Raw genomic sequence first — 20,012 nt, forward strand, 5'->3', positions numbered from 1 at the left:
CGGTGCCCGCGCCGTGCTCCACTGGGTGGGCGGAGCACTCGGTATTCTCAAACGAAATGACCGGGGGAGTCAATGTCATGAGAGCTGATCAGGGGAAAGGGACAGGCTGCGCGGGGGCGCTTCGGAGTGATCGACAGGCTCGTCGGCAAGCGATTTGCGTGCCACGGCGATGCTCGGACCGCCGTTTGCCGATGCGGGATGTTCATTCCACACGAAGCCGACCAAATTTGCTCCGGAGGAACGCAGCAGATCGGCGGTGTGTTTCAAATCGTGGCTGTCGCTACCGCCCTTGCCAACGACGAGGCAGGCACGATCGGCGTAGCGGGCCACCGCCTGTGCATCGCTGGTCGCAAGGACCGACGGGACATCGATGACGACCCGGTCGAACCACCGGTAGGCTTCCTCGAGCAGTGCCGGGAAGCGGGTGCCCGAGAGAAGCTCGGCGGCATCGCTCTTCATCTCACCCGAAGACATCAGGTAGAGCTTCGAGACCGGTGTCCGGACACAGGCTTCCGCCGGGGTCGCCTCACCGGCCAGATAGGCACCGAGACCGCGGTCGCCACCCGGCTCACCGAGGTGGTCGCGGCTGAGACCCGGCTTGCGCAGGTCGGCATCGACCAACAGCGTTCGGTAGCCCTGAACCGCCAGCGAAACGGCGTGGTTCAGCGCGCAGAACGACGCACCCTCACCTGCCCGGGCACTCGCGAATACCACTGTGCGGAAGTTGCCCTCCGGAGTCGGAGGAATCAGCACCGCCCGCAGCCGGCGGAAGGCCTCGGCCGCTTCGGAGCCAGGATTGGAAAGCATCACCAGTCCGTCACCTCCACCATCGGGGACCCGGGCCAGCAGCGGCACTCCGGTCGCGCGGCTGACCGCAGCGGTGTCGCGCACCCGGCGGTCGCCGAGTTCGAGTCCGACGATCACGAGGAGTCCGAAGCAGAATCCACCCATCGCGGCGAGAGGCGTCAGCAGGATCTTGCGCGGCCGATACGGCTTCTCGGGAGCGAGCGGCTGCTCGCGCCAGCTGAGGATCGAAGTCGGGACGAGCCCGATCAGACGGATGTTGCGCAAGCTGGTCGAGGTGGTCTCCAGCAGCTCGCGGTCCTTCTCGACCTCACGCGCCAGCTTGGCGAATTCCGACTTCAGACCTTCGACGCCAACCGCATCCGTGCTGGCGAGTTCCACCGCGTTCTTGAGCTTCGACTCGTTTTCGACCGCGACCTGGTAGCTTTTCTCGATCGCCTCGCCCGCCGTGCGGACTGCGGTGCCGAGACTTTCCTTCAGGCTGGCAACCGCACCGGCTGCCTCCTTGTAGGTCGGGTGCTTGTGAAGGTACCGCTCCTTGACCCGGTCAAACTGAAGCTCCTTGTCGCGCAGCTCGCGAACCAAGGTCAGCACTTCGGCGCTCTGCTCGCTGTGGGTCAGGCCGGCGAGGGCATCGGGATCTCCGGCATCGAACTTCCGGAACGCTTCACGCTCGGCTTCGAGTTGCAGCCGCTCGGTCTTGGCCTGCGTCAGACGGGTCGTGAGCACGGCCAGCGGATCGGCTCCTGATCCCCCTACCCCGGCAAGCCCCGGGACGGGATGGCTCTGCCGGAACTTCTGCAGCTCCGCCTCGGAACCGGCCAGCTTCAGGCGCAGGGAATCCTCCTTCTGCGTCAGCTCTTGGCTCGCCTTTTCCATCAGCGACTTCTGGCGCTCCTCGCTGAGGATCTCGTACTCGTCCTTGATCGAGCCGACAAGACGCCGGGCGCGTTCGGGGTCGGTATCTTCCACGGCGATATCCAGCATCCGGGTTCCCCGACGAAGCGCGATCTTCACGTTGTCCGTGAGCTTCTTGAGCGTCCCCTGCAGGCTGGTGCCCGGCTCGACGAAGGTCGGGTCGTCCTGCAGGCCTTCCTTCTCAATGACCCGGAGCATCAGGGTCGACGAAAGCATGCCTTGCTCGACCGAGAGCATCTCTTCGAGCTCGCGGGACTCCTCCGGCGTGACCGGTTGGATGTCGAAGAACTGCGGAGCCTGCGTGCTGATGTAAACCGAACCGGTCGAGAGGTAGGTCTTCGGCATGCGGTCGAGGACGAACCATGTCGCGACGCCGGCCAGCAGCATGAAGAACACAGCGATCCAGCCGCGACGCACGAGCGCGCCGACGAATCGGGAGAGCTCGAGCTTCGGCAGGTAGAAGGTCGGATCCTTGGCGGCCGGGGAGCGGTCGGTGGTCAGCTCGCCGGTGGGCTTCTTGCCCGGGGGGACGATGGGAGCGTTCATCGGAGGGGTGCGTTGGGGGGTGATCAGAAAAGGCTCTCGGGGATGGTGATGATGTCACCGTCCCGGAGCGTGATGTCTTTGGCTTCGCCCGAGGTGATGGACCGGACGTTGATCCGCTGCGGCTGGCTGCTGCCGCGGCGTTTCAGGGTGACTTTCTTGTCGTTGGCGATCCGGGTCATCCCGCCCGCCATGCCGAGGGCCTCGACCAGTGTCAACTGGCGGTTGGGATCGAGACGGAAAACGCCGGGCTTCTGGACCTGGCCGAGCACCGTGACGGTTTTCCTCACACGATCGGTGATCGACACGGTGACCTCCGGCTTGACCAGGTAGCCGTCGCGCAGCTTGGCCTCGATCGCGCGGGCGGCCTGGCTGGTCGTCAGACCGGACAGTTTGACCGCACCGATCAGCGGTATGTCGATGGTGCCGGCTGCCGAGAGCTGGCCACGGGTGGTCAGGTCATCTTCGCGGAAGACGGTGATTTCCACGCTGTCACGGCTGCCGATGGAACCGGATGCGCGTTCGCCCTGGCCCATGGCGGCGGGATACGCCAGCCCGGCAAGGACGGTGAGGATGAGGAGGAGAGGACGGAGGTTCATGACGGGGACGGGGTCAGAAGTCGTAAGAGGCGTTGATGCCGAACTGGTTGGCGTCGTAGCCGAAGGCGGCGCCGTTCGAATCGTTGCGGGAGTAGCGATAGAAAATGCCCATGCGGAAGTGCTCGTTCACCTGGTAGTCGAGACTCGGCTGGATGAAGAAGATGTCGTCCTCGCGGCCGGCCAGACCGGTACCCGAGACACGCTTGTAGGAAGCAGATTCGTAGCCAGCTTCGAAGCGACCGGTCCAGTGGTCGCCGAACCGCTGCGAAACGCCGCCACTGACGCCTGCGATCTCGATATTCTGGCCAGGGAAAACGGCGGAGGTTTCCTCCCTCAGGTAGCCGCCGAGGAACAACTCGGTCCCTTCCTTCGGCTGCCAGGCGATCCGCCCCTCAAGCACCGGATAGGTATCCGATCCACTCGGGTAATCGCGGCGCTCGACCCCGACCTCAAAGTCGACCGTGAGCTTCTCGCGCGGCTGCCAGATCAGGCGCGCGGTGGCCCGTTGGAAGTCCTGGTCGCCGGCACCGTCGACCTCGACCTTCCCGGCCGCGACCGCGCCGACTAAGGTCGTCTTCGGAGAGTAGGCGTAGCGGAGCGCGAACTCGGTGTAGGTCAGCTTGGAGTCCGACAGGCCCCGCGAGTCGTAATCCGTGCACTCGATTCCACCGGCCAGCTCGAGCGAAAGCTTCTCGCTCGGCTTCCATGCCAACCGCAGTTCGCTGGCATACTCGGTGCGGTCGGACTGGGTGCCGATGTCCGGCGTGGCATCTCCCAGTCGGTCGAGGTTGCCGGAAAGCACCACCGAACTCTTCTGCCCGTTCAGGGCGGCCACTCCCTCGAAACGATGGTCCACCCGGCTCTCATCGCTGTTGTCGAGGTAAAGAACAACACTCGGTCGGTAGGCTACGCGCAAATACGCACCTTCATCTTCACGTTGTCCTGCCACGAACCCCACTTTCGGAGTCACGGTGAAAACGAGATCAGACTCCGGGGAGGTGGCGGTGAGGAAAATGTTATCGTCGTAGGCTGCCTCCAGTTCGAGACCGAGATCCCAGCCCTCAGGGTCGGCGGGCTTCGGTTCGTCACGCGGCGCCAGCCACTCCTGCCCTTCGACCCGGTCGTCGATTCGACCGGCATCGTCGACCAGCGGCGCCATATCCGACTCCAAACGCCCCTGCTCGACCGGCTCATATTCGACATCCATCGAGATGTGGTCCTCCGCGGACACCCCATTCGCTCCCAAGAGAAGGGGGACGAGAATGGGTGCCAGCAATCCTGAGGGGACTGACCGCTGGGGAGACATGAATAAGGGGGGGATGGGCGGGAGATGGTGGCGGGTTAGAAGTCTGAAAACAAGGAATATCGGGCTGATCCGCCTTACGGGATCACGGGGGATGCTTTGAAAATCAAGGATTTGGGGAGTTCTCGACTGGGTTCATGGCGGCCGTGAGGGCGGCGGTTACGTGATCGGCAAGCGGGCCCACGTTTCCCGACTCGAACATCGTCAGGTGCTCGCCGGGCACGACCATCATCTTCAGGTCATCGACCCGGTCGCCCCAGCCGTAGTCGTCGGGGATCTCGAACTTGTCGTTCACCGCCGACGCCCGGAACACGTGCAAGGTGCCGTGGAAGAATCCCGGGCGATACGCGTCCATCGCCGCCTCGTGGGCTTCGCGGAGCTGCACCGCCCGCCGCTCGGTGTGAGCGGATGCGGCATCGCCCTTCGCCGCGGCCGACTCGGCCTTCACCCGCAGGTGCGTCTCGACGCCATTCTTGAAGCGGTTGGCCAGACGCAGGATCCGCTCGCCGAGGGGTAGTTCCGCCTGGGCGTTCCAGTAAACCGAGACACGCTCGCCCAAGGCATAGGGCCGGATCTCGGTGGCCGGATTGACCGTATCGAACAACGCCAGAAACGGCACTTGCTCGCCGGCCTCGACGAGTTGGCGTGCCATTTCGAAAGCAACGACGCCGCCATACGAGTAGCCCGCCAGCAAATACGGGCCTTCCGGTTGCCCGGCCCGCAGGATCTCGATGTAGCGCGAAGCGGTATCCTCCACCGAGCCGACCTCGATTTCCGAGCTGTGTCCGAGGTCAGGTGACTCGATCGCGAGAAAAGGCCGGTTATCGGGAAGCCGGTCGGCAAGCTGGCGATAGAAGAGGATTCCACCGTCACCGCCGTGGATCGCACAGATTGCGGGTTGATCTCCTCGACCTTGCACGATGGCAAGTTCTCCGGTCGGGGCCGGCTCAGGGGCTTCGTCGTTCTGGGGAATTCCGATGGCCGCAGCGAGATCCCGGATGGTCTTGGCACGGAGCAGGGTTGCCAGCGGCAACGAGACTCCGAACTCGTTCTGGATGCGCGCGAACATCCGGAGCCCGGCGAGCGAGTTGCCGCCCAGTTCGAAGAAGTCGTCGTCACGACCGACGCGTTCGATTCCGAGCAGGTCGCACCAGATCCGGGCGAGCCCCGATTCAACCGCACCCACCGGCTCCAGTCGTTCCGGCATCGGAGAGATGTCCGGCTCGGGCAGGGCGGCCACGTTGATCTTGCCGTTCGCATTCAGAGGCATCGAGCCGATACGAATGATCCGATCGGGACGCATGAAGGCCGGCAGCCGCTCGGCGAGCCATTGTCCGACGGCTTCGGTCGACAGGTCCCCTCCGGGACTGGGACAGAACCAAACCAGCAGACGCTTTTCTGACGCACCACTGCCACGCACCGCGACCCGGCACTGTGAGACTCCGGGATGGGAACCGAGAACCGCCTCGATTTCACCCAGCTCGATCCGGTAGCCGCGGAGTTTCACCTGGTGGTCGATCCGGCCGAGGAACTCGACGGTGCCATCCGGCTTCCAGCGGCAGCGGTCACCCGTCCGGTAGGCGCGCCCCTTCTCCGTCAGGACGAACTTCTCAGCGGTGAGTTCATCACTCCCGAGATAGCCAATGGCGAGTCCGGCGCCGCCGCAAAGCAGCTCTCCCGGCACTCCGACCGGAACCGGACGACCCGAGCCGTCAACGATATCGACCCAGGTGCCGGAAACAGGACGGCCGATCGGAATCGAGATTCCTCCATCGACATCTTCCGGACGGATCCGATGGCAGCACGTGAAGGTCGTGTTCTCCGTCGGCCCGTAGCCATTGATCAGCGTCGTATCCGGCAGTCCTTCGAGCGCCCGCCGGACGTGAGGAACCGAGAGCACGTCACCCCCTGCGATGAGCTGCTTGAGCCCGCGGAGTTCGTCGAGGTGCTCGTCGACCATCAGTTCGAAAAGGCCCGAGGTCAGCCACAGGGTGGTGACTCCCTGCTCGCGGACCGTTTCCGCGATCCCGTCCAAGCTGGTGTCGGCCTCATCCAAAAGCACCAGGCGTCCTCCATTGAGAAGCGCTCCATAGATTTCAAAGGTCGAAGCATCGAAGGCCGGCGTGGATGCCTGTAACAGGACCTCGCCGAGGCCCAGTTGGCAGTAGTTGGCATCCCGTACAAGGCGGACGATCCCGCGATGGGGGACCACCACGCCCTTCGGCTTCCCGGTCGAACCGGAAGTGTACATCACGTAGGCCGCGTCTTGCGCACCTCCGGTCACGGGACCCGCGGCATTCGGTTCGACGTCCGACGGGTTCAGCGTCCGGAAACCTTCGACCGGTTCCTCGGCGAGAACCATCGCCACACCGGAATCTTCGAGAATCTCCCGGCGTCTCGATTCCGGAAATCCGGGCTCGACGGGCACATAGCAAGCGCCGGCCCGAAGCACCCCGAGCATTGATGCGATCAGCTCGGGGCTTCTCGGGAGGACAATCGCCACGCGATCTCCCGGCATCACACCGGACTCCACCAGCGCCGCAGCAATTCCGCCGGATCGGGAACCGAGTTCGGCGTAACTGCATGATCCACCCTTCCAGGTGAGGGCGGTGCGGTCGGGATTGTCGGCACAGGTTTTCAGGAACACATCGGTCACCGATTCCGAGGTCCCCTCCCCTGCACCGCCCGACCATACCTCCAACATCCGCTCGTTGGCCGCGTCGGTGATCCGCAATGCGGCCAACGGCTGCGACGGATCGTGGGCGGCCTGAAGAAGCAGCGTCCGGTAGCAGTCGAGCCACTGCTCCATCGTTGCCTCATCGATCAGCTCGCGATTGTAGGTCGATGAGAGCAGCAGGCCTTCCGGCGACTGCATCAGGTTCAGGAAGATCGTCGAGTTGCTGTAGCGGGCCGGCACGGTTTCCACCCGTGCCGAAAGTCCGCCGAATGATCCGGGATCGCCGGATGGCTCGAAGTTGAAGATCACTTCCATCAACGGGCGGCGCCCGCCATCGCGACCGAGCTTCAGTGCACGCAGCAATCGGCCGTAGGTCAGATTGCCATGCTCGAGCGCGTCCATCTGGGCGGACGAGGCGCGGCTCGCAAGATCGCGGAATGACGCGGCCGGGTCGACTTCGGCAAGCAGCGGAAGGAAATTGACGCAGTGCCCGACGAGCCCGCTGTCACCGTCCTCCATCTGGCCGGCGGTAGGGAAGGTCATGACGAAACGGTCCTGCCCGCCCAAGTGGTGGAGCAGGGCCTGGAAGCCGGCCAGCAAGGTGCTGTTCAAGGTCGCGCCACAACTACCCGAAAGCTTTTTCAGCCGCTGCAATGCATCGGCATCAAGCATCAGCTCACAGGTATCGGACACGTAGCTTGGCGCACTGCCATAGCCCTTCCGCAGAGGAAGCTCGACCTCGGGAACGCCGTCCTTGAACCGCGCGACCCACCACTCGAGAGAAGCCGCGTCACTGTCGGCTCGGGACTTCTCGCGAAGCGCGCGATCGACGATCGAGGGAGCCGGCGAAAGGGTCGGCTTCAGTCCCCTGTTCCGCGCCTCGTAGCAGGCCGTGAACTCCTTGATCAGAACCTCGAAGGACCAGCCGTCCGCAGCGATATGGTGAGCCACGAATTGCAGTACCACCTCGTCCGGCGCGACCCGTGCGACCACCACTCGGAACACCGGACCCCGGTCCAGATGGAACTCGGTTTCGCGTTGTTGCAGACCGCACTCCACCAGGGATCGCTCGGGGTCTGACTCGCGGCTGAGATCCTTCTCGATGACGCAGGCCTGCTGCTTCACATCGATCACAAAGGCAGTCGACCGCTCATCCGGCACCCGCATCCGCAAGGCGTCGTGGCGATCGACCAGATCCTGGATCGATGCCTTCACCGCGGTGACGTCGACCGTCCCGGTCAGCCGGAGCTGGAGCATCTCGTTGAAGGCGAGGTTGGCCTCCGATCCGAGCAGCGAGGCGAGGTAGATCTCCGACATCGGTTCGGTCATCGGGAACGGTCCACGCACGCCCTCGGCGGCCGCCGATGCCATTTCGGGCAGCTCGGCTTTCGGGAAAAAGCCACCCGCCTGCAGTTCGTCGATCGTCTCACGGAAGGCGTTGATGACGAAGTCGACATCCGCATCGGTGTGGGCCGCGGTCAGGTAGAACGGCAGCCCCTCCATCGCGAACACGCCCTTCTCACGAAGGTGGTAGTAGATCAGGTTGCCGTGCTTCGCCCCGTCGCCGATCCGCAGATACATCTGCGAATTGAAATTCACCATCCGGACGTCGATCCCGTGGTCGCGGAACATCCGGTCGACAGTTCCGGCAAGCCGGTCGGCACGCTTCCCGATCGATTCCCAGTACTCGGCCGGCTGGGACTGCACATGCTTGAGCACCGCATGGCACGCGGCCATCGCGAGCGGCAACCGGACAAAGGTTCCGGCGAAGAAGGTCACTTCCTTCTCCGGGAACGAATCATCGCCAAACTGCCACTGGCCGCCATCAAAGGTATCCATGTACTCCGCCTTGCCGCCGACGATCCCGATCGGCAGCGCGCCGCCGCCGAAGACCTTGCCGTAGGTCGCGAGATCCGCGCGGATGCCATACAGCTCCTGCGCGCCACGCGGGCCCTGGCGGATACCGGTGATCACTTCGTCGAAGACGAGCAGGAAGCCGCTTTCCTCGCTGATCTTCTTCACCTCCCGAACGAACTCGACCGGGATGAACTCGGGCTGGCGGCTCTGCACCGGCTCGACGAGCACCGCGGCGAGCTGGTCGGCCACCTCGCGGATCATGTCGAGCGCCTCGGGCTTGCCCCATGGCACCACGATCACATCCTGCACCGCGTTGTCGGGGATACCGGGCGCAAGAGGCAGAGTCCGACGACGATCACCCTTGCCGACGCTACGCACGAGCACCGGATCAAAGTTGCCGTGGTAGTCCTTGTCGAAGACGAGGATCTTGTCCCGGCCCGTCACGGTGCGGGCGATCCGCATGGCCGCCTGCACCGCTTCCGAGCCGGTATTCAGGAAACAGGCACGCTCGTTGCCGGTGACCTCGCAGAACAACTTCGAGCATTCCATGGCGGCCTCGCACTGAGGACCGATCTCGAGACCGGTCGCCAGTTGCTGCTGGATCGCATCGGTGACGAAGTCGGGCGAGTGACCGAGGAAATTCGGACCGAAGCCATTCACCATGTCGATGTATTCGTTGCCATCGACGTCCCACATCTTGCAGCCCTTCATCCGGGTGGCGACGATCTGGTAGACCATCTCCTTCCACAACCGGTTGAAGCCATTGACGGTCCGCGGATCCGCGTGCCACTGGCGGAACTGCTGGGTTTTGGCCTTCGAAGTCTTTGTCCTTTCGCAGTAGCGCGCGACCAGGGCGTCGAGATGTTGGCGCTGGACCGGAGCAAGCTCGTCGGACGTGCTGACCCGATCGATCCGGGTTCGGGGGCCGGCGACACCGGACTCCTCACCGCCTTCCTCCTCCACGACCGGGGCTGCGACCAAGGGTTGGGCGGACTTGGCGGCCGGTGCACCGGTATCGGCGGAAACGTTCGCCTCAAGGTGCTTCACCAAGGCTCCCGGAGTCGGGAAACCCTGCATCAGGTCCCGGAAGGCGATCGGAACTCCGAAGGCCTTCTGCAATTCCCGGGCCGCCTGGGTCAGGAGTAACGAATCGAAACCCAGCTCAAGGAATCCGGCATTAGCCGTCATCTCCTCGCCCGGGATACCCGAAAGATCCTCAAGCACCTGGCGCACGCGAGCCATCAGCGAGTCCTCTCGCGACATCTCCGCGGCAGCTGCCTCTGGAGCAGCATCTACGGCGACTACCGTATCTTCGACCTTTGCAGCGACAGGAAGCGGCTGATCCAGCAGCCGGCATTCCTTCCAGTAGCGTTTGCGTTGGAACGGGTAGGTCGGCAGCGGCACCCGACGCGCGGGCACCTCGGCAAACACCGCCTTCCAGTCAACGTCGGCACCCCGGCACCAAAGATCGCCCAGCGACTGCAGCATCCGCACCCGATCCGGCGCTCCGGAGGCCGGATGTTCGCAGGTCGGAACACAGGCAGCGGCGCGGCGACCGGCCGTCTGGCGGGCCAGCGTGGTCAGGGTCTGACCGGGTCCGACTTCAAGGAACACGCGTCCTTCCCTCTCCGACGAGGCCGCTTCGACCGCACCGTGGAAATTGACCGTCCGGCGAAGGTGCGATGCCCAGTAGCCGGGATCGGTGGCTTCCTGCTCGGTGAGCGGCCGCGCGGTCACGGTCGAGAGAATCGCCATCTTCGGCGGGTGGAGCTTCACCGTCTCGATCACCGCACGGAACCGCTCGACCACCGGATCCATCATCCAGCTGTGGAAGGCGTGAGACGTGTGCAGTTCGCGGACATTGACGCCCTCCGATTCGAGCTGGGCAGCAAAAGCCGCGACCGCTTCGGACTCGCCAGCGACCACGGAAAGCTCGGGGCCGTTGCTCGCGGCGAGGTCGATGCCTTCGGGAAGGCGATCACGAAGCGAATCGGCCGCGATGCGCACCGACAGCATCGAACCACCGGGAAGTTCGCCCATCAGTCGGCCACGCTCGGCAAGGATCCGCAGGCCATCCTCGATCGAGAACACACCTGCGAGGCAGGCGGCGGTAAACTCGCCGACGCTGTGCCCGAGCATCAGGTTCGGCCGCAGACCCCAGCGCGCCCATTGGCGGGCCAATGCCCACTCGACGACGAAAATCGCCGGCTGCGCGAGCACGGTGCGCTTCAGGCGTTCGGCTGCCTCACCATCGGCTGCGAAAAGGGTTTCACGAAGGTCCTCTCCGAGCAGCGGGCGGAGGATCTCGGCACAGGTGTCGATATCGTGGCGATACCCGCGCTCGGCTTCGTAGAGATCACGGGTCATCCCCGGGTGCTGGGCACCTTGCCCCGGGAACATCCAAACCAGTTCGGTGGCCGTGGGAGCGGCTTCGGCGATCGAGAATGATCCGGAACGAAGCTTCGCGGAGAGCGTCGCCCAGTCCCTCGCCACAACCGCGATGCGCCGGGCCATCGCCTTGCGGCCGACGGCCAGCGTCCGTGCCGCCGTTGCGAAAGTCCCGTCGTCGGCACCTTCGGCATGGCAAGCCATGCGTTCCGCCAGTTGTTGGACCGCCTCGTCGCTGCGGCCGGACAGCAACCAGACACGGTCATCGTCTGCGGCAGCCGGTGTAACATCGCGTGGAGCTTCCTCAAGGATCACATGGGCATTGGTTCCTCCGACACCGAAGGAACTGACGCCTGCGCGGCGCGGGGTTTCGCCATCCGAAACCCACGGCCGAAGGCGGTCATTGACGAAGAACGGCGAGTTCCCGAAATCGATGCGGGGATTGGGATTGCGGAAGTGAAGAACCGGCGGGAGCTCGCCGTTTTCCAACGAAAGCGCCGTCTTGATCAGTCCGCAAACACCGGCCGCTGTATCGAGATGGCCGAGGTTCGACTTCAAAGAACCGATCGCACAAAAGCCCTTGTCGGCGGTTGCCTGCCGAAAAGCCTGGGTGAGTCCGGAAATCTCGATCGGATCCCCCAAGGGGGTCGCGGTCCCGTGAGCCTCGACGTAGCTGATGGTCCGCGGGTCGATACCGGCATCGAGATGGGCACGCCGGATCGCGTCGGCTTGGCCATCGACACTCGGGGCGGCGTAGCTGTGCTTCACGCCACCGTCATTGTTCATGCCGAAGCCACGGATCACCGCGTGGACATGGTCGCCGTCGCGGATCGCGTCCTTGAGACGCTTGAGCAGCACGACGCCACCGCCATTGCTGAAGACGGTACCGGAACTATCGGCATCGAACGGCCGGCAGTGGCCGTCGCGCGAGAGCATGCCTCCCTCTTCGTGATGGTAGCCGCGCTTCTGCGGCACGGTGATCGTGATGCCACCGGCCAAGGCCATGTCGCACTGGCCCGAACGGAGCGCCATCGCGGCATGCGCGACTGCTACCAGCGAGCTGGAGCAGGCGGTCTGAACCGTCAGGCTCGGGCCCTTGAGGTTGAGCTTGAACGCGACGCGGGTCGCGAGGTGATCCTTGTCGTTTCCGAACTCCACCTGCAACGCCCCGACCTGCGCCTCCGCGAGATGGCGGCGGTGCATTTCCGGGTCAGAGAGGATGTGGTGCGGCAGGTAGGTGTCGTAGTAGCAGCCGGCATAAATGCCCACGCGTCCGCCATCGGCTTCGGCATCGTCCGGCACGTAGCCAGCCCGCTCGATCGCTTCCCAGCAAAGCTCGAGGAACACCCGTTGCTGCGGGTCGATGATCTCGGCCTCGCGCGGGATGATGCCGAAAAGACCGCCGTCGAGACCTTCATAAGTCTCCGGCTCGAGCAGACCGCGGGCTCGGACAAAGTTGGGATCGTCCGTCGGCCCAGGAACATCCAGTTCCTCGGGCGAGAAGCTCGTGATCGACTCGACTCCCTCGCGGAGATTCTTCCAAAGCTCCTCCGGAGTCGACGCCCCGGGCAATCGAACCGCCATTCCGACAATCGCCAGCAGGTTGTCGTCATCGCTCTCCCGTGCGGAGGAATGGTCGGGCACTTCCTTGGTCTCCGTGCGGTCGGACCGCACCAGTTCGGCTTGGGTGGCGACCGTGGGGTTCTCGAACATCCGGACGAGTTCAAAGTGACGATCGAACGCCCGCTGTACCTTGGCGTGGACACGAACCAGTTGAAGCGAGGTACCGCCGAGGTCGACGAAGCGGTCGTTCCGTCCGACCTGCTCCAATCCGAGCACCTCCGACCAGATCCGGGCGATCACGCGTTCGTCATCGGTCGACGCTTCGACGAAGCGCTCGGACAACTCGGGGCGCGGCCGAACCGGATCGCTTGCCCAATCCAGAATCGAGTCGACGTCCCTCAGGTCGCCTGCGACGCGCGCTACCTGCCGTGAGTCGGCGATCGGTGTCGTGACCGTACTGCCGGAGGCCGGCGCAGCCACCGCGAGCGGCAGCAACGGACAACGTGATGCAACTTCCGCATCAATGATCCGCATGCCGTTCTCCCAGCGCCCTTCGATTCCCTCGAGGAACTCGCGGACGGGACGGTTCCGCCCGGTATCGGTAAACCAGATCGCCAGTTCCGGCAGCTTCAGCTCCTTCGCCAAGCCGCCGAGGTAGCGCAGCATCCGCTGCTCGACTCCCTTTCCGAGAGCCCGGCAACTGAGTAGGAAAGTCTCCGCCCAAAGACGGCCGCCATCCTCCTTGGTCACCATCAGTCCGACCGTGCCGTAGTCGCCGAAGCGATCCCGCACGCTCACGATTTGGGCGCGCATGCCACGGCACAAATTCAGCAGGGTAGTTTCATCGCGCGGCTGGGGACAGGCATTGAACTGGTTCGTCCGTTGGGTGAGCTGGCTGGCCCGGGCGAGGTCACCTTCGCCGACCGGCGCGATCTCCATCCGCAGATCGAGTCCCTCGATGAACTGCTCGTAACTCGTCGTCCGCTCGCGGAGCGCGAGCCGCCGGGCTTCGTCGTGATAGAAGTCGGCCCGCTGCGCGTCCTCCGCGGAAGCGCCACTGCGGTCGAGCACCCAGAGGTGCCGCACGAACTCCGGAAGCTCGTCGACTTCATCAGGGATTTTGAGCGCGAGAACGGCCGGAGCATTGGCCTCGACCTCGGCCACCTCGGCAGGGTTGTCATCAAGGAACAGAAAGCTGTCGAGACCGAGGTTCAGCCTCTCGGCGAGGCGTTGGAGGTTCGCCGACTTCGGATCCCAGTTGATCATCGCGTCGACAAAACAATCCCTCCCGATCTCCATCGCCGGGTTCTCACGGAAGACCGCCTCGACGTCGGCGGGTTGGTTCTTCGACACCAGACAGAGCAGGTAGCCCTCGGCGCGGCGCCGCATGAGGAAGCGCTGGAACGCCCGGCGCGCGTCGTCGATCACCACGCCTGCCGCGCCCGCCTCGCCGCACACACCGGTCCATAGCGTGTTGTCGCAATCGACGGCGATGACCTTGTATGGCTTCCGTCGTAGCGTCATCAGGTTCCGCGCGAGGAAGGTCGCAAGGGCGGCAAACCACTCCTCGCGATACGGAATGCATGCCGCGGCCGCGGTCTCCGTGTCGAATACCTCGGCGACCGGGTACAGGCGGAGGAGCTCATCCGCATCTAGGACATCGACACCGGGAGTCTCGCCCAACTGGTCACGCAGATCATCAGCGAAGGTTCGCTCGACCTCCCGGTTGCCGGAGGACGGAGCCGCCATCACGAAAAACCGGCCTCCGCAACGGGACACCGACTCGTGCAAGGCAGCCGCAACCTCACGGGCGGTCGCGCGGGCGCGGGCCGGCGTGTCGGCGCCGAGATCGGAAGCACGGACGAGGACGACGTTGACGCCCTTGTCGTTCGACGAGAGCAGGCTGGAAGGATCGAGCAGCTGCTGGAGCACCTGGTTGAACGGCGCGAACTGGAGATCGGCAGCAACGCCGAAGTCCTTCATCCAGCACTCGAAAACGCGGCGTAGCGGCTCAGCCGTGAAGGTGGCGGCAATACGCACCGAAAGGGTGGAAACCTGGGGGGGCATGGGGGTTGGGGGAACAGGGAAACGAGAAAGGGAACGGCTGGAGCGTAGGAATAAATATTTTAAAAAACAAGAATATCGATCCTATCCAACGAGCCCCACAAAACAAGCTTATCTCTCTTAATTTCAGATACTTATGATGAAGGCAACCTCCATCCTCACGCGATCTCGTAGGTGAGCCGACAAGAGCCCACCTCCTGCTTGATCGTGACAAGGACCGCCCACAACTCGCAGCATCGCAGCGCTTCATGAGCCGTGTGATCCTCCATCTCATCGAACCTGATACGGAGGATAGCACTGTGGCGGACGCCATCCTTTCCACTGAGGAACGGGAGCGGGCGGCCCGCTTCGTTTTTGACTCCGACCGGACTCGCTGGACCGCGATCCGGGCCGCCGCCCGGCGGATCCTGGCATCCTATCTCGACACCGATCCGGCATCGATCGAGTGGAAGGCCGGAGAGGGAGGAAAGCCCTACATTCCGTCCGAAGAGTTCGAGTTCAACCTGAGTCACAGCGGCGAACTCGCCGCCCTTGCGGTCTCCACCGCCGGCCCGGTCGGAATCGATCTCGAACCCGTCTCGAGAGCAATCCAGCTGCCGGAATGCGAGGAGTCCTTTTGCCACCCGCTGGAGTTGAGCGACTTGCCGAAAGAGCCATCGTTGCGAGCACTCGCACTCCTTGAACTGTGGACCGCCAAGGAGGCTTTGCTGAAGGCCCACGGGAGCGGATTGGCGTTCCCACCGACTTCGCTGCGGATCGAGGGAACGCGTGGCATCGCCGACCTCCCGGGGCTCGATCAGTTCCACCTTCTGCGACCTCTGCGAAAAAGCCGACCGGAGTTCTCCATTGCTGTCGCTGTCCCCTTGAGAATCAACGAAATCGACCTTGCGTGAACTCGACCTGAGATCGACATATCACGCGATTCCTGCCACCTTTTCCCTGTCGCTGTGATCGCGCGGCGACTCGCCCTATGGATTCCCTCCAGTTCCACTGCCCCGCCTGCCACATCCTACTCAAAGTGCCGCCGTCGGCAGCCGGCCAGCGAGGCCCCTGCCCCGCCTGTGCAAAGGAGATCATCGGTCCTCAGCCGAAGTTGGGCATTCCGGCCCGTCTCGCTGCCGACAAGCCGAAGCCGCCCGCTGAACCGTCCCCCGAGGCTCCGGAGACCCCGAAGACTTCCCCGCCAGCCGCCGAACCACCTTCCTTCCCGCCTCAGTATCCCGTCGCAAGCGCACTGGAACGCTTCAGCCGACCGTCGGCTTCGGAGGAATCGGAGGGGCCGCTTCCCAAGCTCACGGAACCCGCTCCCGATACCGATCCGCTCCCCGAGGCACCCGCTACGGAGCCTCCACCGGTTGATCCCATCCCTGCCGTTGAGGAACCACCGACGGAAGCATCTCCTGCTGGGGAAGACGTTCCGAAACTGGACGCGCCCGAGTTGGACGCTCCAAAGCCTGAGCGATCGCTCCCCTTTGGCGAATTTGCCAGCACCCCGAGCGAGCCGGTCAGCCTGCCTTTCCCGGAAGCCTCGGAGTCCGCCGATCTTCCTCCGGAATTCGATCCGGAGATCCCACCCGGACCCGAATATCATCCCGCTTCCGGGTCGGATTCGACCGATGGGTCTACGGAATCGGTGGTTCGCAGCCTCCGACGACTCTGGATCGTCATCGTGATCCTGGCCTGTCTTATCGCCGCGGCCATCTCGTTCATCGCCGGCTACCTCACCGCCCTCAGGCGGGTCGAAATGGCCGGTCCGGTTTTCACCCAGCAACCTTTGCCACCAAGCTCGCCCGAAGGAGTCGGCGGCGGCGAAGCGACGACTCCGCCAGATGCCCCGGAGGAACCGGAGGATCCTCCCGAACCGACCGAGACGGAAGATCCCGCATCAAGGGAAGTGCTTGAGGCGTTCCTGAGCGCTCCCGATTGGAAATCCCGCATGGACTACGTCGCCAACGGTCCCGCGGTCGAGGAAGCGATGGAAGCCGAAGCGGGAGGCGATGGAGACGGTCCCATCGAAGTCACCGACATCGAGTCGACGCTCCTGGACGACGACCTCCACCACTTCCGCGTCAAGACCGAGGCCATCCCCGACGGCTTTCCGGTGACCCTCCGCGAAACCCCCGATGGCTGGAAGATCGACTGGGCGACTTTCGACGAGTTCCATCGCGACCGGTTCAGGAGCTTCGTGGCCAGTGCCGAGGCCGGCGACGTTGGCGAGTTCCATGTGTTTGTCCGTCCGACCGACGGAGATCACACGGTCTTCGCGCAATATCAGCTCAGCGCGCCGATCAAGGGTCGCAGTTATCCGTCCTTCGCCAAACGCTCCGGCCCTGCCCACGCCAAGCTGACCGCGCTGGTCAGCAGCGACGAGGTGCAGAATGACGAGCGGTATCAGAAGCTTCTGGAACGGGACGGACTGCCACTGGTCGTCCGCATCTCGTGCCACAAGAACTCGCAGGACCAGCGCTACCTGCTGATCGATGACCTTGTCGCAACCCACTGGGGGCCGGCCAACTGAAGCCACCATGTTGAACCTGCGACGGCTCGCCGGTGTTGTTCTCTCCGCGATCGCCGTTTCCGTGTCGTCGGCCGCACCCGAGCGACGCGAAATCAACGGGGTCGACTACCACCTCCTGAAAACTTCACCCGAATCGGTGGAGATCGTGTGGAAAGGTGCGACGGACGAACCGCTCCGGACGTTCCCTCAAGCCAAGGAATACCTCGAAGCAACGGGGCGCACCGTCGAAACCCTGATGAATGGCGGCATTTTCGAACCGGGAGGGATTCCGAGCGGACTCCTGATCCAAAGCGGCAAGGAACTGAACCCGGTGAACCGTCGCGACGGAAAAGGAAACTTCTTCCTGAAGCCGAACGGGATCTTCCTGATCTCGAAGGATGGAGCCGCGGTGATCGATACGACCGAGTATCCGGGCAAGCATGCCTCCATCCGCTGCGCGGTTCAGTCAGGCCCCCTGCTCCTCCGCAACAGCCGGATCCACCCTGCATTCAATGCTGACTCCGAATCACGCCTGCACCGAAACGGCGTCGGAGTAACGAAGGACGGCAAGGTACTGTTCGTCATGAGCGACCGCCGATCTCCGAAACTCCCGAACCTCCACGAGTTCGCATCGCTCTTCCTCGAACTCGGATGCGCCGACGCGCTGTTCCTCGATGGTGACCTCAGCCAGATGAGAAGCGGCGGCGAGTTGGACAAATACAGCAACCAGTTCGGCTCGATCATCGCGGTGATGAAACCGGCCGATTGACAGGACTCGTCACAGTCGGACCTCGTAGGTCTTCTGGACACCGCTGCCGGACTCGGGGCGGCGTTCGAGACGGGAGCGCCGCTGGATGCCGCACAGCAGTCCTACCGAAGCGAGGGTGAATACCAGGTTGGTGCCGCCGTAGCTGACGAACGGCAACGGCAGTCCGGTATTGGGCAGCACCGCCGTCGTCACCGCGATGTTGACCATGGCGGGAACGACAATCACCGCCGTGAGGCCGATCGCCAGACAGCGGTTGAAGACATTGCTGGCATACATCGCGATTCCGATGCCGGAGACAGCGATCATCACGTAGCAAAGCACGGTCAGCAGGGTTCCCCAGAGTCCGAGCTCTTCGCCGATGTTCGGGAAAATGAAGTCGGTATGCGCGTAAGGCATGTGGCCGAACTTCTCGAATCCGTTGCCCAGCCCCTGACCTTGCACGCCACCATTTCCGAAGGCGAGCAGCGCGCGCCACTGCTGGAGGCCCTTGTGCATCTGGTGATAGGGATCCTCAAGGTTCAGCCACGCCTCGATCCGGCTCCAACGGTTCTCGTTCGACCGAACGAGGAAATAAAAGCCGACGCAGCCGGTAACGACGGTCGGCAACAGATAGCGCAACCGCACGCCCGCGGCGAAAAGCACCGCGAATCCGGCCGCGCCAAGCCCCACCGCCGTGCCCATGTCGGTCTCGAACAGGATCAGGCAAAACGGAACCCCCAGCAGGATTCCGGGAATCACGAAGCCTTTCCAGAAAGTCGGAATCTCGGTTTGCCAGCGGGCGAACCATCCGGCCAAGGCGATCATCGTGATCGACTTCGCCACTTCCGACGGCTGGAAGCGGTTGACCACCGGGAAGTGGATCCAGCGCTTCTCGCCATTGAGGTCGGCTGCCACTCCGGGCACGTAGCAGAGAGCCAGCAGCAGGCAGCCGGCAAGCAGCAGCCACGGCCATCCGCGACGCAGGTGTCGCGGATCCAGCGTCGCGAGGAAAAGCCCGCCGACGATCCCGGCTCCGGCCATCCAGCTCTGGCGGACGAAGAAGTAGTACGGCTCCTCGGTGCCCTTCACCCACGCGCTGGTGCTGGCAAGCATCACCAGACCGAGGGCCACGAGGGCGGCAACGGCGGTGCAAAGGGAGATGTTGAGGTAGCGAGCCACGTGAGGAATCTACGGGATCAGCCGTAGCAATTATTCGGGAATCACTAGATCCATGCCCACCCGGAGGTGGCGGGCGTTATCGATGTTGTTGGTGGCCATCAGCTTGTCGACCGAGGTCCCGTACTTTTGGGCAATCGCCCAGAAGGTATCACCCGGCTTGACCTTGTAGCGCTGTCCCGAGGCCGTTGTGCCACCCACGGAGGCAGTCGTCGTTCCGGCCTGCCGGGCATCTGCCTGCCGGGCGGCATCGGTCTCGATCATCGCCGGCTGGACCGGCAAAGCGGGCTCGGGACGCACCGGCTCGACCGCCGGGGTGACCCGCACCGGCTCGGGCGAGTGTCGAAGCTCGGCGATCTCCGGAGGCTCGACCGCGGTGATCGTCTTCGGCGGAATCCGGAGGTAGCGACCCTGACGGATCGGGATGTTGTCGTTGGCGGAACGGAGCTCGCTTTCGTCGATGCCGAACCGTGCGGCGATGTTCTCGTAGGTGTCGCCGGTTCCGACGGTGTACAGCGAGTCGCCCGAGCGGATCTTGGGCAGGTCGTTGTCCTCCTGCGGCGGCGCGGTCGCAAGCGACGCGGCAGCCAGCACGGGCTTCTTCTCGACGTTGGCCACCTGCTCGTCGTCATCGAGCCACCGGCTGTGGACGAAGATCCCGGCGATGGCGACGACGTGGATGATCAGGATCACCACCAGCGCGCGGGCAATTCCGAGATTCGGAACGTCACCTTCGATCTCGGCCGGCGTGGCGGTGGCGGCGCGATGCCGCTTCTTGTTCTTTGCGACGTTCGCGAAGAGCGTGCGGAAGCCCCCTTTGCGTGCGGGGCGGCGTTTCACGGTCATGCGTTGGTGCTTCATGGTCTCAGGGGTGT

At 64.0% G+C, this 20,012-nt stretch carries 9 protein-coding genes; 3 read left to right on the plus strand and 6 right to left on the minus strand.

Annotated features, from left to right (window positions below):
* Window positions 1-75 precede the first annotated feature (75 nt).
* The 4 genes from HAHE_RS04920 to HAHE_RS04935 all read right to left on the minus strand — a co-directional run bounded on the left by HAHE_RS04920 (window position 76) and on the right by HAHE_RS04935 (window position 14,719).
* Entirely contained in the window at window positions 76-2,268 is a 2,193-nt protein-coding gene (locus tag HAHE_RS04920; RefSeq protein WP_338689084.1) for a hypothetical protein, read from the minus strand.
* A 23-nt stretch (window positions 2,269-2,291) separates the two neighbouring features.
* Entirely contained in the window at window positions 2,292-2,864 is a 573-nt protein-coding gene (locus tag HAHE_RS04925; RefSeq protein WP_338689086.1) for a polysaccharide biosynthesis/export family protein, read from the minus strand.
* Between the two features lie 13 nt (window positions 2,865-2,877).
* Window positions 2,878-4,170 (minus strand): outer membrane beta-barrel protein, encoded by a 1,293-nt coding sequence (locus HAHE_RS04930; protein WP_338689087.1) that lies wholly within the window; start codon window positions 4,168-4,170, stop codon window positions 2,878-2,880.
* Between the two features lie 103 nt (window positions 4,171-4,273).
* Window positions 4,274-14,719, minus strand: coding sequence for a non-ribosomal peptide synthetase/type I polyketide synthase (locus HAHE_RS04935; protein ID WP_338689089.1), 10,446 nt, complete (start codon window positions 14,717-14,719; stop codon window positions 4,274-4,276).
* 245 nt (window positions 14,720-14,964) lie between these two features.
* Between HAHE_RS04935 and HAHE_RS04940 the strand changes: the two genes are divergently transcribed.
* The 3 genes from HAHE_RS04940 (at window position 14,965) to HAHE_RS04950 (ending at window position 17,982) form a co-directional block, all read left to right on the plus strand.
* Window positions 14,965-15,609, plus strand: a complete 645-nt coding sequence (locus HAHE_RS04940) for a 4'-phosphopantetheinyl transferase family protein (protein WP_338689091.1) — start codon at window positions 14,965-14,967, stop codon at window positions 15,607-15,609.
* 740 nt (window positions 15,610-16,349) lie between these two features.
* Window positions 16,350-17,234, plus strand: a complete 885-nt coding sequence (locus HAHE_RS04945; RefSeq protein ID WP_338689092.1) for a hypothetical protein — start codon at window positions 16,350-16,352, stop codon at window positions 17,232-17,234.
* A gap of 7 nt (window positions 17,235-17,241) precedes the next feature.
* Complete coding sequence (locus HAHE_RS04950) at window positions 17,242-17,982, plus strand: phosphodiester glycosidase family protein (protein WP_338689094.1); 741 nt, start codon at window positions 17,242-17,244, stop codon at window positions 17,980-17,982.
* A gap of 9 nt (window positions 17,983-17,991) precedes the next feature.
* Here the strand turns inward: HAHE_RS04950 and HAHE_RS04955 are convergent, their stop codons facing one another.
* Both HAHE_RS04955 and HAHE_RS04960 read right to left on the minus strand, forming a co-directional pair.
* A complete protein-coding gene (locus HAHE_RS04955) occupies window positions 17,992-19,140 on the minus strand; it encodes a putative peptidoglycan glycosyltransferase FtsW (protein WP_338689096.1) in 1,149 nt (382 codons plus the stop codon).
* 30 nt (window positions 19,141-19,170) lie between these two features.
* On the minus strand, window positions 19,171-19,998 hold the full coding sequence (locus HAHE_RS04960) for a LysM peptidoglycan-binding domain-containing protein (RefSeq protein ID WP_338689098.1): 828 nt from the start codon (window positions 19,996-19,998) through the stop codon (window positions 19,171-19,173).
* Window positions 19,999-20,012 lie beyond the last annotated feature (14 nt).

Source organism: Haloferula helveola, from assembly GCF_037076345.1.
Classification (GTDB): Bacteria; Verrucomicrobiota; Verrucomicrobiia; order Verrucomicrobiales; family Akkermansiaceae; genus Haloferula; species Haloferula helveola.

Excerpts from the sequence above, each read along its gene's own strand:
- HAHE_RS04935 (WP_338689089.1), bottom strand. The coding sequence starts at position 14,719 with ATGCCCCCCCAGGTTTCCACCCTTTCGGTGCGTATTGCCGCCACCTTC.
- HAHE_RS04950 (WP_338689094.1), top strand. The coding sequence starts at position 17,242 with ATGTTGAACCTGCGACGGCTCGCCGGTGTTGTTCTCTCCGCGATCGCC.
- HAHE_RS04930 (WP_338689087.1), bottom strand. The coding sequence starts at position 4,170 with ATGTCTCCCCAGCGGTCAGTCCCCTCAGGATTGCTGGCACCCATTCTC.
- HAHE_RS04925 (WP_338689086.1), bottom strand. The coding sequence starts at position 2,864 with ATGAACCTCCGTCCTCTCCTCCTCATCCTCACCGTCCTTGCCGGGCTG.
- HAHE_RS04940 (WP_338689091.1), top strand. The coding sequence starts at position 14,965 with ATGAGCCGTGTGATCCTCCATCTCATCGAACCTGATACGGAGGATAGC.
- HAHE_RS04960 (WP_338689098.1), bottom strand. The coding sequence starts at position 19,998 with ATGAAGCACCAACGCATGACCGTGAAACGCCGCCCCGCACGCAAAGGG.
- HAHE_RS04920 (WP_338689084.1), bottom strand. The coding sequence starts at position 2,268 with ATGAACGCTCCCATCGTCCCCCCGGGCAAGAAGCCCACCGGCGAGCTG.